Origin of the sequence: Lactobacillus sp. UBA5813 (assembly GCF_002417895.1) — a bacterium.
Classification (GTDB): Bacteria; Bacillota; Bacilli; order Lactobacillales; family Lactobacillaceae; genus Lactobacillus; species Lactobacillus amylolyticus.
In genome coordinates this window covers 1-13,918 of sequence record NZ_DICZ01000044.1, presented here as the reverse complement: position 1 = coordinate 13,918, position 13,918 = coordinate 1, and the positions used below count along the sequence as shown (strand labels likewise).

The 13,918-nt window shown below is 38.4% G+C and carries 12 protein-coding genes and 3 pseudogenes; 8 read left to right on the top strand and 7 right to left on the bottom strand.

The window, feature by feature from the left end; genetic code table 11:
- Window positions 1–145: 145 nt before the first annotated feature.
- The gene (pyrR, locus tag B2008_RS07495) at window positions 146–673 is read left to right on the top strand and encodes a bifunctional pyr operon transcriptional regulator/uracil phosphoribosyltransferase PyrR (RefSeq protein WP_281829972.1); all 528 of its coding nucleotides are present in this window, start codon (window positions 146–148) and stop codon (window positions 671–673) included.
- Between the two features lie 24 nt (window positions 674–697).
- Entirely contained in the window at window positions 698–2,032 is a 1,335-nt protein-coding gene (locus B2008_RS07490) for a uracil-xanthine permease family protein (protein ID WP_281829973.1), read from the top strand.
- A 112-nt stretch (window positions 2,033–2,144) separates the two neighbouring features.
- Here the strand turns inward: B2008_RS07490 and B2008_RS07485 are convergent, their stop codons facing one another.
- From B2008_RS07485 to hpt, 5 genes are all read right to left on the bottom strand, one after another.
- The gene (locus B2008_RS07485; RefSeq protein ID WP_281829975.1) at window positions 2,145–2,564 is read right to left on the bottom strand and encodes a helix-turn-helix domain-containing protein; all 420 of its coding nucleotides are present in this window, start codon (window positions 2,562–2,564) and stop codon (window positions 2,145–2,147) included.
- Window positions 2,565–2,671: 107 nt separating this feature from the next.
- Complete coding sequence (locus B2008_RS07480; protein ID WP_414672005.1) at window positions 2,672–3,064, bottom strand: GNAT family N-acetyltransferase; 393 nt, start codon at window positions 3,062–3,064, stop codon at window positions 2,672–2,674.
- An 11-nt stretch (window positions 3,065–3,075) separates the two neighbouring features.
- Window positions 3,076–4,527, bottom strand: coding sequence for an MFS transporter (locus B2008_RS07475; RefSeq protein ID WP_281830078.1), 1,452 nt, complete (start codon window positions 4,525–4,527; stop codon window positions 3,076–3,078).
- Between the two features lie 128 nt (window positions 4,528–4,655).
- Complete coding sequence (locus B2008_RS07470) at window positions 4,656–6,095, bottom strand: MFS transporter (protein ID WP_281829979.1); 1,440 nt, start codon at window positions 6,093–6,095, stop codon at window positions 4,656–4,658.
- Window positions 6,096–6,187: 92 nt separating this feature from the next.
- On the bottom strand, window positions 6,188–6,724 hold the full coding sequence (gene hpt, locus B2008_RS07465) for a hypoxanthine phosphoribosyltransferase (protein ID WP_281829980.1): 537 nt from the start codon (window positions 6,722–6,724) through the stop codon (window positions 6,188–6,190).
- Window positions 6,725–8,319: 1,595 nt separating this feature from the next.
- On the opposite strand from hpt, the pseudogene B2008_RS07460 reads away from it, so the two are divergent.
- Window positions 8,320–8,628: pseudogene (locus B2008_RS07460) on the top strand (ParB N-terminal domain-containing protein); the annotation flags it as partial.
- A gap of 530 nt (window positions 8,629–9,158) precedes the next feature.
- Here B2008_RS07460 and B2008_RS07455 read toward each other — a convergent pair.
- Window positions 9,159–10,436 (bottom strand): MFS transporter, encoded by a 1,278-nt coding sequence (locus tag B2008_RS07455; protein ID WP_056985402.1) that lies wholly within the window; start codon window positions 10,434–10,436, stop codon window positions 9,159–9,161.
- A gap of 101 nt (window positions 10,437–10,537) precedes the next feature.
- Here B2008_RS07455 and B2008_RS07450 point away from each other — a divergent pair, with 101 nt between their 5' ends.
- The 5 genes and pseudogenes from B2008_RS07450 to B2008_RS07430 all read left to right on the top strand — a co-directional run.
- Window positions 10,538–11,395, top strand: coding sequence for a helix-turn-helix domain-containing protein (locus tag B2008_RS07450; RefSeq protein ID WP_281829984.1), 858 nt, complete (start codon window positions 10,538–10,540; stop codon window positions 11,393–11,395).
- Between the two features lie 611 nt (window positions 11,396–12,006).
- A pseudogene (locus tag B2008_RS07445) lies at window positions 12,007–12,629 on the top strand (DNA-methyltransferase); the annotation flags it as partial.
- Window positions 12,630–12,806: 177 nt separating this feature from the next.
- Entirely contained in the window at window positions 12,807–13,088 is a 282-nt protein-coding gene (locus B2008_RS07440; RefSeq protein ID WP_281829986.1) for a hypothetical protein, read from the top strand.
- 2 nt (window positions 13,089–13,090) lie between these two features.
- Complete coding sequence (locus tag B2008_RS07435) at window positions 13,091–13,297, top strand: DUF5049 domain-containing protein (protein ID WP_281829988.1); 207 nt, start codon at window positions 13,091–13,093, stop codon at window positions 13,295–13,297.
- Window positions 13,298–13,364: 67 nt separating this feature from the next.
- Window positions 13,365–13,640: pseudogene (locus B2008_RS07430) on the top strand (terminase large subunit); the annotation flags it as partial.
- On the opposite strand, the gene B2008_RS07425 reads toward B2008_RS07430, so the two are convergent.
- Window positions 13,576–13,869 (bottom strand): NAD(P)H-binding protein, encoded by a 294-nt coding sequence (locus B2008_RS07425; RefSeq protein ID WP_286822641.1) that lies wholly within the window; start codon window positions 13,867–13,869, stop codon window positions 13,576–13,578. The pseudogene B2008_RS07430 and the gene B2008_RS07425 overlap by 65 nt on opposite strands.
- Window positions 13,870–13,918: the final 49 nt, after the last annotated feature.

Below are 13,918 nucleotides of genomic sequence, written 5' to 3'. Positions count from 1 at the left end.
ATGACCTTTAAAGTTAGTCCCGTGAGGCTAAGAAGGAAATCTGCGTTAGTCATGCTTTTTGTGCATGCTCCAGAAAGACCATCTTGGACTCAGTGTCCAGAATGGTCTTTTTCTTTTCCGGTCATCATCATGAAAGGAAGATGTTATGTCAAAACAAATAGTTGACGCAATCGGAATTAAGCGTGCTTTGATGCGAATGACATATGAAATTGTCGAACGCAACAAAGGAACCAAAAACTTGGTTTTGATTGGAATTAAAACTCGTGGTTTATATCTGGCCCAAAGAATTGCCGGAAATTTGAAACGCCTGGAAGACGTCGACATTCCTGTAGGCGCCCTCGATATTTCCAAGTATCGTGATGATTTGCCAGAAGATGAAAAAAAGAGCATGATTCATAATCAACAGCTTGATTTAGATATTACCGACAAAAACGTAATTTTAGTTGACGACGTTCTGTTCACCGGTCGGACAATCAGAGCTGCACTTGATGCTTTAATGGATCAAGGTCGCCCTGCCAAAATCAACCTGGCAATTTTAGTTGATCGCGGTCACCGCGAATTGCCAATCAGACCTGATTTTATTGGAAAAAACATACCAACTGCTGTCGATGAACAAGTTAAGGTTTCGCTAACCGAAGTTGACGATCAGGATGCAATTTCTTTAATCAAGTAATGATTAACAAAATTGGGAGTAAAAATGAACAAGAATAATATGAAAAACTTTCGCAATCCGGATGCGATTTTAGATGTTTATGAAAAGCCGGAATTTGCGCAAGGTGTCCTGCTTTCATTGCAGCACATGTTTGCCATGTTCGGCTCAACGGTTTTAGTACCGATTTTAATCGGAATTAGTCCAAGTATCGCTCTTTTATCTTCAGGCGTTGGTACTCTGGTGCACATGCTTTGCACTCACTTCAAGATTCCTGCATACTTAGGTTCAAGTTTTGCCTTTGTAGCTACAATGCAAGCTTTAATGAAAACAGATGGCTATCCAGCCGTAGCCCAAGGTGCGATTGCTGCTGGTTTGGTTTACGTAGTCGTTTCAATCATCATCAGCCAAATTGGTTCAGCTTGGGTAAATAAAGTTTTGCCACCAATCGTTGTTGGTCCAATCATCATCGTTATCGGACTTTCATTGGCTACAACTGCTGCTAACGATGCCATGCTTAAGAATGAAAAATACGATTTAACCTACTTCGGCGTCGCAATCTTCACTTTGGTAATGACTTTGATCTTCCAAATGTACTTTAAAGGCTTCACTAGTTTGGTTTCAATCATGCTTGGTATCATCTGCGGCTACTTGCTCTCCTGCGCTCTGGGAATCGTTGATTTCTCTGGCGTACAAAAAGCTGCCTGGTTCTCACTGCCAGCACTTGATATGCCTGGTATTTCCTACCACTTCAAGTGGTATCCAGCTGCTATTTTGGCAATGGCTCCAATTGCCTTTGTTACTATGACTGAACACATGGGCCACATTATGGTTTTGAATTCCTTGACCAAGCGTGACTTCTTCAAAGACCCAGGTCTTCACCGGACAATGCTGGGTGATGGTCTGGCAACGATTATTGCTGGTTTCATTGGTGGTCCTCCTACAACTTCTTATGGTGAAAACATTGGTGTCTTGGCAATGACCAAGGTTCACTCAGTTTACGTTTTAGCTGGTGCCGCTGTTTGTGCCATCATCTTCAGTTTCGTAGGCAAGCTTGCCGCTGTCATTGAATCAATTCCAATGTCAGTAATCGGTGGGATTTCATTCCTGCTTTTCGGAACAATTGCTTCTAACGGTTTGAAGATCCTAGTTGATAACAAGATTGATTTTGGTGAAAAACGCAACATGCTGATTGCTTCAGTTATCTTAGTAATCGGTATCGGTGGTGCCTACTTGCAACTTGGCAACTTCCAATTGACTTCTGTTGCTCTTTCAACCATTATCGGTATGATACTTAACTGGATTTTGCCAAAACAATCTGCCAGTGAAAAAGCCTTGGAAGAAAAGAACAAGGAAAAACAAGAAGGTAAAATTTACCAATAAAATTACCCATTTTGAATATCCAAAAAAGAGAGGCAATCAACTTGCCTCCCTTTTTCTTATTTCTTTTGATGTTTATGGTGCAGATAAATAATTTCCCCGGTAATAATTACAATTAACCCGCTAAAGCAAACAGATAATCCATGGGTATCAGGAAAAAGTTCTCGTGCAGAAATCCTTGTCTATCAACATATTCCACTGAAATGGACTTAATAAAAAGGCACAACGCACCCATTAGCATAATGGCAAAACCAATAATCATGGTAACCATATTGAACTTTGCCTTACGATTTTCATCCGTATCTTTGATCAGCTTTTCTGTCATCTTGTTCATATTCTCGTCTCCTAAAATCAATTTATCTAGAGAGATATGAAAAATAGAACTAATCTCAATCAGCATTTCAAGATCAGGCAAATTACGGTCATTCTCCCAATTAGAAACGGCTTGTCTAGAAACACGCAGCTTGCTGGCAAACTGACTTTGCGATAATCCCTTTTCTTGGCGCAGCTGCTTAATTTGATCACTAAATTTCATTTTTTCACCTCTCATTTAGAATCTTAGGTCGACTCTTTTTGTCAAACAAGAAAGCGTCACTGGCATAGACGACAGCGACGCTTGACACTTTATTTTTCTACTTTAAATTAATAAAAGCCAAAGCTCATCTGCTTTAAAGCTTTAACAAATCCAGATTTATTAAATTTTTTGCCTGTAGTCAAAGCTTCAAACTCTCCATCTTGATCTTTTAATTTTTGATCGGTACGATGGAAGCCATCACGCTCATAAAATTTGAAACGACTCACTCTCTGCTGATAATTTTTGGCAGTTGGCACAACCGGCTCAATATCAATCACAATTGCCTGGTCCGGATATTGCTTCTCCAAAAGAGATAATATTTTCGTACCATAGCCTTGACCTCGCAAATCCTTGTTGACGGCTAAGTAAGTCAAATAAACGGTTGAATCGCTAATGACATAATAGGCAATACCACAAAACTTGTCTTCATCATAAAGCACATTCTTGCCCGTAAACAGAATATGCTTTTTAACTAATTCTTCTTTTGGTTATAGTGGAAATTTAAAAACAGCGCAATAATCAATAAAATAGTTGAGCACAACATAATGTCTCGCAATCCAGTATAGAAAATATTGCGCATGATTGGCAGCAGTTCAATTGGCAAGTGAACCGCTGCCTTGGCATCACTCAACTTATTCATCATGCCCATCGTTACTTCATGATTCGTTGACACGCCTCTAGCTAAGGCTAAATTCATGATTACGCCATAAATCGCAGCCATAACCGTTTGAGCCAAAATTCTAATTAAATAGGACAAGGAAGTTGCAGGTGCCATATTTTCCTCACCCGCATCAACTTGAACCTTTACCTGCAATAAAACAAAGATAAAACCTACACCAAAACCAGAAAAAGTAGCTAAAGCCGTAATTATCCAGAAGCTTGTATCGCTCGGTATTAGGACCATTGAGAGGCTAGAAATCAGCATGCAGATAATTGCCATGAAGATTAATGTTCGGTCGTTAAAGCGCTCTTTAAGCGGGTTAACGACCAAAGTACCAACTGTATCTGCGATTGAGTTGGGGATCAGAGTCATCCCACCGATTAAGGCTGTGGTTCCCAATAGCCCCTGTGCCCACATTGGCAGGTAAGTATTTACCGCTAAAAAGGCGCCCCAAGTAAAAGTAAAAAGAAGCAGATCGCCGACCAAAGCCTTATTTTTAAACATGCTAATTGGAATTACCGGATTCTTTTCATGAATTTCGTATTTGAAGAAGAAAATCAGAATGACAATTCCTAAAATAATCAAGCCAAGAATAATCGGCAGACTGGCCATCCCCAGCAACTGAATTCCTAGTAAAAATGATACTAAACCGCAAACTACCAAGAGTGAACCCCAAAGATCAAAGTGGGATTTTTCTCTAACTGCAGTATCTCGATAGTAGCAAACAGACAACAGTGCCGCAATTAAGCCAATTGGAATATTGATATAGAAAACCCAATGCCATGAAAAGGAGTCAACCAGATACCCGCCAACTAATGGACCAACAATTGCTGCAACACTGAAACTGGCACCAATATAGCCCAAGATCTTCGTTCTCTTTTTAATATTGGTAAAAATCTGCCCCGCCATAATATACGGAATCGATCCCATACCACCGGCTCCGATTCCCATGACCGTCCGGGCAGCTAAAAAGAAATACATATTTTGAGCAAGTCCTTGAAAGAGTAAACCTAAGACAAATAAAAGCAGAGATAATTCAAAGGCAGCCTTATTGCCGATTTTTTCACCCACTTTGCTCCAAATCGGCGTTGAAACCGACATCCCGAGCAACATAAGTGCAATAATCCAACCCATAAATTTAATACCATGCAAATCAGCAATAATAGCCGGAATAGCCGTGTTGATTATCGTACTATCTAATCCAGCCATGACATTCGCCAAAATCATCGCATAAGTTACCATGGTAACCTGCTTCTTAGTCATAACCTCACCCTTTTCTAAAAAATGCCAAAAATAAAAAGATTGAGACATTTTTCTCAACCTCTTTATGCTCTATCAATAATTATGCTTGCTAATTCTAATTATGACAAGTATTTTTTGGAAGATTTCTTTCAGTTGTAATAAAAATTAAGCGCTGTGGCAATAAAAAGCAGAATGCAGGATACAAGCATGATTTCTTTAATTCCTGAGTGAAAAATCACTCTCATTTCTGGAAGCAAATGCTGTGGCAATGTTTTTGCAGTTGTCGCGTCACTCAATTTGTTCATCATGCTCATCGTAATATCTCGATGGTTGGCAATTCCGTGCTCAAGCGAAAGATTCATGATGACCCCATAAATCGCGGCCATCATTGTTTGTGCCAAGATTCTGATCAAATATGAAGTAGACGTTGCTGTTGGCATATCTTTCATTCCCGCATCAACCTGTACTTTAACTTGCAGGACAACGAAAATAAAGCCAACTCCGATTCCGGAAAAGGCAGCTAAAACTGTTAACAGCCACAGAGTCGTCTGCAACGTTGCTAAAAACATCCCGCCTGAAGAAATCAGCATCGTGATAATCCCGATCATCACCAAGGTAAAAGTACGCACATGCTCCTGAATGGTTGCAACAGTCTGCGATGCGGTAATTTCTACAATTGAATTAGGTATCAGCGTCATCCCACCAGCTAGAGCCGACATTCCTAGCAATGCCTGAGCCCACATTGGCAAATAAGTATTGATGGCAATGTATGCTCCCCATGTAAAGGCAAAGAGCATGAAATCACCGTTTAGATCATGCTTTTTAAAAATTGTTAACGGAATAATTGGATTTTGTGCTCTTTTTTCTCTCTTAAAGAACGCAAAGGCCGCTGCAATACTAATCAAAATCAACAAGGCAACAATCCAGTTAGAAGTTATCCCCAACAATTGAATACCTAGCAAAAACAAAATTAGGCTGCTAACCAATAAACCAGCACCTGGCAAATCAAAGACTGGTGAAGTCTTAGGCGAAACCGGCTTATAAAAGATTAAACAAATCAGTAAAGCGATAACCCCAATTGGAATATTGATGTAGAAGACCCAGCGCCAAGATAAGGCATCAATCAAGTATCCGCCCACTAATGGGCCGAGAATTGCAGCACCGTTAAAACTAGCAGTCAGCAAGCCCAAAATTTGTGTCCTGCGTTTAATATTTTTAAAGACATAGCCAGCAATAATGTATGGCAGCGAACCCATACCGCCGCCACCAATTCCCATGATCATTCTTGATGCCAAGAAGAAGTAGATATTTGGTGCAATGCCTTCAAGCGCCGAACCAAGAACAAACAACAACAAAGAAATTTGAAAGGCTGCTTTATTCGTAATTTTTTCGCCAATTTTGGTCCAGATTGGAATCGACACCGACATCCCTAACAAGTAAACGGCAACGATCCACCCCATGAATTGTATCCCATGCAAATTTGAGACAATTGCTGGAATAGCCGTGTTGGTTATCGTTCCATCTAGACCGGCCATCACATTTCCCAGCATCAGTGCGATGGTTACCATTTTGATCTGCTTTTGAGTCATTATTTGCCCCGCTTTTTGAAAAAAGAAAACACATGTATTACACATGTGTTTTAATGAATCATTTTTATTATAAGCTAAATTCTTCTTTTATCCTACTTGCTGTATACTTCTTTTTTCAAAACACCAATATAAGGCAAATTGCGGTAAAAACCATTATAATCCAAGCCATAGCCAACTAAAAATGCGTTTGGTGCCGTAAAGCCAAAATAATCAGCGTGAAAATCGACTACTCTGGTTTCTGGCTTGTCGAGCATGCAGCAAGTTTCGACGCTCTTAGCACCACGCTTTTTCATTAAATCGAACAAATACTTCAAGGTTCTGCCCGTATCAATAATATCTTCCATGAACAAAACCGGGCGTCCTTTAACATCTGACTTAATATCTTGAGTGACAGTAACCTTGCCAGTTGAACTAGTTCCAACATAGCTTGAAACTTTGATCGGATCAACGGTTAATTTAAAATCGAGGCGTTTAACCATGTCCGCAGCAAAAATCATTGCTCCGTTCATAACTGGAATAACGATTGGCTGTTGGTCCTTGTATTTCTTATCCAGTTGCTGAGCCAGCTCGTCCATTCTCTTATTTAATTGCTCTTGATTAAATAAAATTTTTTCAATATCGTTGTTCATTGTTTCTCCCTCTCGATTAATCAATGATCAGATTTTACCACATAAATTGACTTTTTTCATGACTTTTAGATAAATTATTCATATTTTTACAGATTTATTAGAATAATATCTATTTAATTGTTCGTCTTTTGAAAAAAATAAAAAATAAAAAGGACATTATTAAGAGTGCTTTTAACGCTCAATTTGAACGAGTTTGCCTATCACGCTTTGTGGGACATCGCCTAAAGCCGGTCGGTTGGCACTGCTCACGAGTCTGGTCCGCTACCCTTGGTCTTCCCTTATCGTTACGCGACGTTGGTACCGTTTTAGGGCTTCCTCGTCAGAAAATTACGGCTGGGAAAGAACTCGTACACTACTTTTGTACTCCCTGCAAGCCAACCAAATCTAATCAAAAGCGCACACGTAACTTTCCTTATCATGCACCTAACAAATGGCAGCAATTCAAACAGTACAACCAACGTGACGTTGAAGTTGAAATGGAAATCACCCAGAAGCTCGAACGCTTTCCCGTTACAAAAAATGAATGGGGAAACTACTGGATGGATCAGGATATCAATGATCGTGGTATTCGGATTGATCAACAACTGGTTAACAACGCCATCAGATGCCAGAAAAATTTCCACGATCAATACTTGCAAGTTTCGCAGAAACTAACTGGCCTAGCCAATCCCAACTCACCATTACAGTTGAAGGATTGGCTTCATCAACAGGGAGTAAAAACTAATTCGCTCTCGAAGGCTGCAGTAGCTCAGCTTTTACATACTACTACTGATACGGTCCATCAAGTTCTAAGTCTGCGTCAGCTGTTATCAAAATCTAGTGTAAAGAAGTATCAGGCAATGCAAAAAGCAATGTGCCAAGATGGTCGTGTCCATGGACTCCGGCAATTTTATGGTGCCAATCGGACTGGCCGGTGGGCTGGGCACTTAGTACAAGTACAAAACCTTCCTCGAAATTCAATGCCTGACTTAGAGGACATCTACTGTGCATCCGCTAGTCAGATGTTCGGGGTTCCCGTTGTTAAACATGGAATCAATGGTGGACTCCGGCAAAAGGGTAAGATTGCTGAGCTTGCACTAGGCTATGGTGGTTCCATCGGTGCACTCAAAGCGATGGGTGCCATTAAATTGGGTTTAACCGAGGAAGAATTACCCCCGTTAGTACAAATGTGGCGTAATGCCAGTCCTCATATAGTGCAGTTTTGGTGGGATATCGACAGAGCAGCAAAAGAATGCATTAAAACACATCTACCGCAAACCACTCACGGAATGAAGTTTATTTATCGTAGTGGCTGTATGTTCTTACGATTACGGTCAGGTCGCAACCTTTGCTACCCCCAACCCAAGATTGGTACTAACCGTTTTGGTAGCGAATCAATTACCTTTATGGGTATTAACACTGTTAAAAAGTGGTCCCGTATTGAAACCTATGGGGCAAAGCTCGTTGAAAACATTGTCAAAGCAGCCAGTCGTGACTTGTTAGCTGAAGCAATGCGACGCTTAGAAGCTACTGGTAACTCTATTGTCATGCACATCCATGATGAAGCCGTGATTGATGCTCCAGCTGATCGTTCATTAGAAAAAATAGTCAAGATTATGACCGATGACTACAATCCACGTAAGGATCTGCAGCCGGGTGATCTCGACTACGAAAAGTTAAAACGTTCAATGAAAGAGTTCGGCTACGTTGATCCAATAATCTGGAACCAACAAACTGGTCACGTAGTCGGTGGACACCAGCGATTAAAGATTCTCCAGGATGAAGGAATCAAAGAAGCTGAGTGTGTAGTCGTCAACTTAGGCGAAGAGAAAGAAAAAGCGCTGAACATTGCGCTCAACAAGATCAGCGGTGATTGGGATAAGGATAAGTTAGTTTTGTTGATGACTGACTTGCTTGCTGCCGAAGATGAGAGTTATGAATCTAAGACCTCTGTAGAGGTAGTAAAACATGTTCGCAAATATGTAGAGAAACATACTAACTCTAATCCATGGAAATACTATGAGTCTACAATGGAAAGCATCATTGCTAACCATGTTGAAAATATGACAGACTTAGAAAATTATAATTATCGTTTGGCTGGCAAGAAGCATAAGCCTGTTCAACAGCAACTCCCACTTCTGTCTGTAGTAAACAATAATGGGAAGAAGTATAAGACTAAATACTACCATGGAAAACTAGTAGAACAAGGCACTGATTGGTCAAAGAAAAAAACAAAAACGTATACTGCTGAAGAATTAGATGCCCAAGCGCGTAATAGTCTTCACATGAAGCCTGATGAGCCGTTTACTGGAAAATGGGCTACTATGACACCTGCTGAACGTAGTGCTGAAGCTTTACATGAATGTTTTGTTGCACTAGAAAAAGGGGTAGATTTGTAAAAGAATTGATACTAATGGAAAAAATAATATAAGGCTAAATATTACCACTTATTAAATTATTTAGTTCGTGTAAACATAGCTTTTTTAGTAGTCTGTAAGTTTCTTTTACTTTGAATATATATTTTAACAGTGATTATCAAAACTAAAGCTTCTATAATTAACAAACCTAATAAGGCATATTGAATGTTGCTAAAACCAGAAATACTAGTTAAAAAAGTCGTCATAATTGGTGCCGTTATCATTAAAATTGTATTCAATAACCCGACGCTGGAAGCTAAAATTTTATGATCGACAGTTGTTACTAGCCATTGAGTTAGTTTAATAGAGCCTAAACTAGCAGTTACTGCTAACGAGAAATAGAAAGGCAAAATTACATAAAGATTAGCAATTAAAGCACCACTAGTAACTCCAAAACCAAAGATCAAAGCTAGAATAATAACAGTAAAAATAGAAACTTTTTTAAACAATTGTGGACCAAACATACTACCTAAGGCGGCACCAATACTGATAATTACCCCAATAATAGCAATTGTGAAACTATAAGTAGAAATAATCATCGTAGAGCGATGACCAGCCATGACAATTGGGATTAAAGCTTCCATGGCATCCAAAATGCCATTTAAAATAGCTATGATCAGTACGACACTCAATAAGCTATGCTGTTTTCTAACCTGTTTATAAGAAGTTTTCATAGTTTCCCAGAAATTTTTCTTATTTATTTCTTGATGTTCAAGTGATTCCCCCTTCTTCTGATGTATATAGCCGACTCTTAAATAAAGAAAACCGGCAATTAAAAAGGTTAAAGCATTGAAGTAGGCTAAGCTAGAGTAAGACATAAACAGTAACAAACCGGCACCAGCAAATTGAGCCACTGTATTAATTACTTCAGCAACACCACTAGTAAAGCCTTCAGCAATACCAAAATCTTCTTTACCAACAATATCGGCCACCAAGGGAGAAACTAAACCACTTGAATATGAGCCAAATGTATCAGAGATAAGGTTAATCAAAATAACGGCTAATACCAAGATCCAGTCATTTAAATGACTAGCAAAGAGCAAACCAACGACAAAATACAGAATAAAACGAATCATACACATTAAGAAGATATTTTTAAATTTGTGATGAGTCCGATCAGCTAAATAACCGCCGAAAATATCAAAAAATCTTGGAATTGCTTCTGAAATGGCAATTAGTGATAAAGCAAGCGAGTAGTTTTGTAATTTACTAGCATAAGTCATTAATGCTAAATAAAAGAGAATATCACCAGCACTGGATAGAAAACTGGCAATAGAAAATTGACGATAGTCTTTGTTTTTTAGGAAAATATTCATAATAGTTGACTCTTTCTTACTTAGTTTTCACAGATTATAATAGAAGTCCTATAATAAAAATACGAAAAATGTCGTATTCGAAAGCTTTAAGGAGATACAAAATGACCATTGGAGAACTTTTAAAAGAATATCGACTTAGCCAAAATAAAAAACAAAAAGATTTTATTGGACAAATTATAAGTACATCTTATTATTCTAAAGTAGAAAAAAACATTCATCGAATTACCGCAAGTGACCTATTAGCATTATTGCGCTATAATGACATTTCACCGTGGGACTTTTTTAACCGGTTGGATCAAGATGACCAATTCAAATATCAACAGTTGCGAGACTTTAATGATTTAATGTTAGATGCTTATTATAATAATGATAAACGAGAACTTGAACACATTAAAAAGTTAATTGATCAAAGTAGTTTAGCTAAGAAAGACAAGCAAGAACAAAAATTACTAGTTGATGGTTGGCTGGAGTCAATGAAAGGATCAGATGAACGACCCAACAATGAAGTCAGAAGAAAAATAAAGGAACAAATTTTTAATATCCCTAATCTTAATGAGGCTAAGATAACCTTATTTTGTAATTTTATGCGATTCTTTGACTTAAATACTGATAAGATGATAGCTACACAAATCATTAATCAATATCAAAAGGAAAATGATATTGATATTCAAGAGAAAATTCTTGCGGTTATTATTAATATACTTGTTTTTACTATTGAGCAACATAAACTAAACGATGTAAACTTTTTTATTCAAAGCGCGACGCAAATTAAAACTAATCCTGATCTCTTCTTTTATAAGAATGATTTATTATTTTTTGAAAATTTCATTGAATATCTAAAAACTAATAATAAGAAGGCATTAGACAAATGCAAGATTGCGATAAATAATTTTAATCTTCTAGGTATGCCAGAATATGGACAACAAATTCAGCTATTTTTTGACAAATACGAGAAATAGTTACTTAAAAATTTAAAATGTTAAAAATGTCATATTTGAAAAATAATTTCGAATATGACATTTTTATTTTGCTTTGGTTTTTATAGGTATATTAGAACCGTAATCAAGAAAGGAAGAGTTAAAAAATGAAAATTAATCCTTTGGATGTCACGGTTAAAGTGATTATGAAGCATTGAATTTAATCTCAAGGAGATGAATAAATAATGTGTTTTATGAGCGGAATTCATATTGGTCCACCACCATACATTGGAACTTGGTAAACCGAATGAAGAAAAAGAAAAAAGCAATTAATCCATCTTCTGTTGGTAAGCAAAAAAGTAAAAAATTGCATCCAACAACAGATGGGGTTTTAATCAAATTTAAATAATTAAAGAAGGTGAGATAATGAGAAACTTAGTTTTAGGTCATATTAAGATTATTATCAAATGGTAATTATTGAGAAAACAAAGTATCTGGAAAAAAACTCTGAAATTGAAGAATCCTATTAAATCTTGGCATTGATAAACCTTGATTTAATAGGATTTTTCTTTTGAGTATTTATAAATTTACTAAATAAGGAATTTTATATCAAAAAACGTAGTTTTAAGCTACGTTTTTTGTATTCATAAGTTGATACTCATGACGACAATTTCGATGTGGGTAGCGAATTGAATAAGCCAACTTTCTCTAAGGTAGGCGATCTCTGGCACTTGGGACGACATGCCCTACTGTGCGGTGATGCCACGAAAAAAGAGAGTTATCAAAAGTTACTTGATGATCATCAAGTTAATCTTGTCCTTACCGATCCACCTTATAATGTCGATTATCAAGGCAAAGCCGGCAAGATTAAGAACGACCATCAAGATGATGATAAGTTTTACCAATTTTTACTAGCCGCTTTTCAAAATATGAATACTGCAATGGCTAATGATGCCAGCATCTATATTTTACATGCCGATACTGAGGAATTAAACTTTCGGCGAGCATTTCAAGATGCTGGTTTTTATTTATCTGGTTGTTGTATCTGGAAGAAATAATCCCTAGTCCTAGGACGTTCGCCCTATCAATGGCAACACGAACCAGTTCTTTATGGCTGGAAACAAACTGGCAAACACGAATGGTACACCGGTCGGAAAGAATCCACTATCTGGGAATTTGACCGGCCAAAGCAAAGTAAAGAACATCTGGTGGTTCTGGATCTACTCTCATTGCTTGCGAACAGATTGGCAAGGATGGCAATCTTTTATCCCTAGATGAGATTCCTGCTGGATTAGTAACACATCTTAAGCAACAGGTATTCACACCCAGCGAGACGGTCAAGTTGAACATAACATATCGCCGCAATGAGCTTACTTACCAAGATCTAGATAACCTACGCCATTTAATCTGGGCAAAAGGACAATTAATCAAAGACGCTTGCCAACTGAACTCGTTGCCTCTCACAATTGATGACCAACAAGTAACCTTCGATTGGTTCACCGAAGTTAACACCGATGACGCTCCAGCTTATCAACAATTGATCGATAAGTTAGTGCGATACGCAAAGAGTCACCAGCGAATTATGTCAACGCGCCGTGATGAAAGTAATGAAAAATATGCTTTCCGCTGCTTTTTACTGCGTTTTGGTTTTATTGGTCCCCAATACAAGGCACAACGGAAAGTGCTACTCAAAAATTTAACTGGATCGGCTGCTTTTAAGAACCAGGAGGCTTAGTCATGAGCAGAATCAAAGATGAATTAGCCAAACGTGATCGTATTCGCCAACAGGTTTTACAAATTCGCAATACCGGTGAAGTAAATATGTTTGATGTCGAAAACGTAAAACGACTCGCTTACTACTATAATTGCCACGATCTGATCGACTATTTGACCACTGACCGTGCCGGGTACGTAAATTTGATATTAACTGGCAAGTTTAATTAATCATCAGCCAAGAATTGAGTTAATTCTCAGTGCTTTTTTAGTACAACTGAAAGGATGTGATGCCCTCTTGCGAAAACCAAAAGATTATAAACCCACTCAGTTCATGGCTAAGAATTCGGTCTACAACAAAGACGCTGCCGATTTTGCAGTTTCATTTATCGAATGCCTATGCCATACCAAGGGAACCTGGGCTGGTAAGCCTTTTGACCTCATCGACTGGCAAGAAAAAATTATTCGTGATGTCTTTGGAATCCTAAAACCAGATGGCTATCGTCAATTCAATACTGCCTATGCAGAAATCCAAAAGAAGCAAGGTAAATCAGAACTAGCTGCCGCCATCTCGTCGGCTCACGCGAAAACAGGGCGCTCAACATTACGAAACGCTTGATCCCATTTTTAGCGGCCGCCTGCATCAGTTTCACCGCCCCGAAGGCATCCGTCTGTAGCAAGTCCTTGGCGACCGATTCAGCGGTAAAGTAAATCGCGTCAACGTCGCCGATTGCTTGCCGCATCTCTTCAACACTCTCGTGGAGATCAAACTTTACCGGAGTGACCCGCCTATCCTTGACCACTTTCTCCAGGTGACGGGCGCCCGCAATAACTTCATAACCATCGTTAATT

What these genes read in the sequence shown, in the direction of transcription:
- pyrR (WP_281829972.1), top strand. Translation starts at nt 146, where the DNA reads ATGTCAAAACAAATAGTTGACGCAATCGGAATTAAGCGTGCTTTGATG.
- B2008_RS07490 (WP_281829973.1), top strand. Translation starts at nt 698, where the DNA reads ATGAACAAGAATAATATGAAAAACTTTCGCAATCCGGATGCGATTTTA.
- B2008_RS07485 (WP_281829975.1), bottom strand. Translation starts at nt 2,564, where the DNA reads ATGAAATTTAGTGATCAAATTAAGCAGCTGCGCCAAGAAAAGGGATTA.
- B2008_RS07475 (WP_281830078.1), bottom strand. Translation starts at nt 4,527, where the DNA reads ATGACTAAGAAGCAGGTTACCATGGTAACTTATGCGATGATTTTGGCG.
- B2008_RS07470 (WP_281829979.1), bottom strand. Translation starts at nt 6,095, where the DNA reads ATGACTCAAAAGCAGATCAAAATGGTAACCATCGCACTGATGCTGGGA.
- hpt (WP_281829980.1), bottom strand. Translation starts at nt 6,724, where the DNA reads ATGAACAACGATATTGAAAAAATTTTATTTAATCAAGAGCAATTAAAT.
- B2008_RS07455 (WP_056985402.1), bottom strand. Translation starts at nt 10,436, where the DNA reads ATGAATATTTTCCTAAAAAACAAAGACTATCGTCAATTTTCTATTGCC.
- B2008_RS07450 (WP_281829984.1), top strand. Translation starts at nt 10,538, where the DNA reads ATGACCATTGGAGAACTTTTAAAAGAATATCGACTTAGCCAAAATAAA.
- B2008_RS07435 (WP_281829988.1), top strand. Translation starts at nt 13,091, where the DNA reads ATGAGCAGAATCAAAGATGAATTAGCCAAACGTGATCGTATTCGCCAA.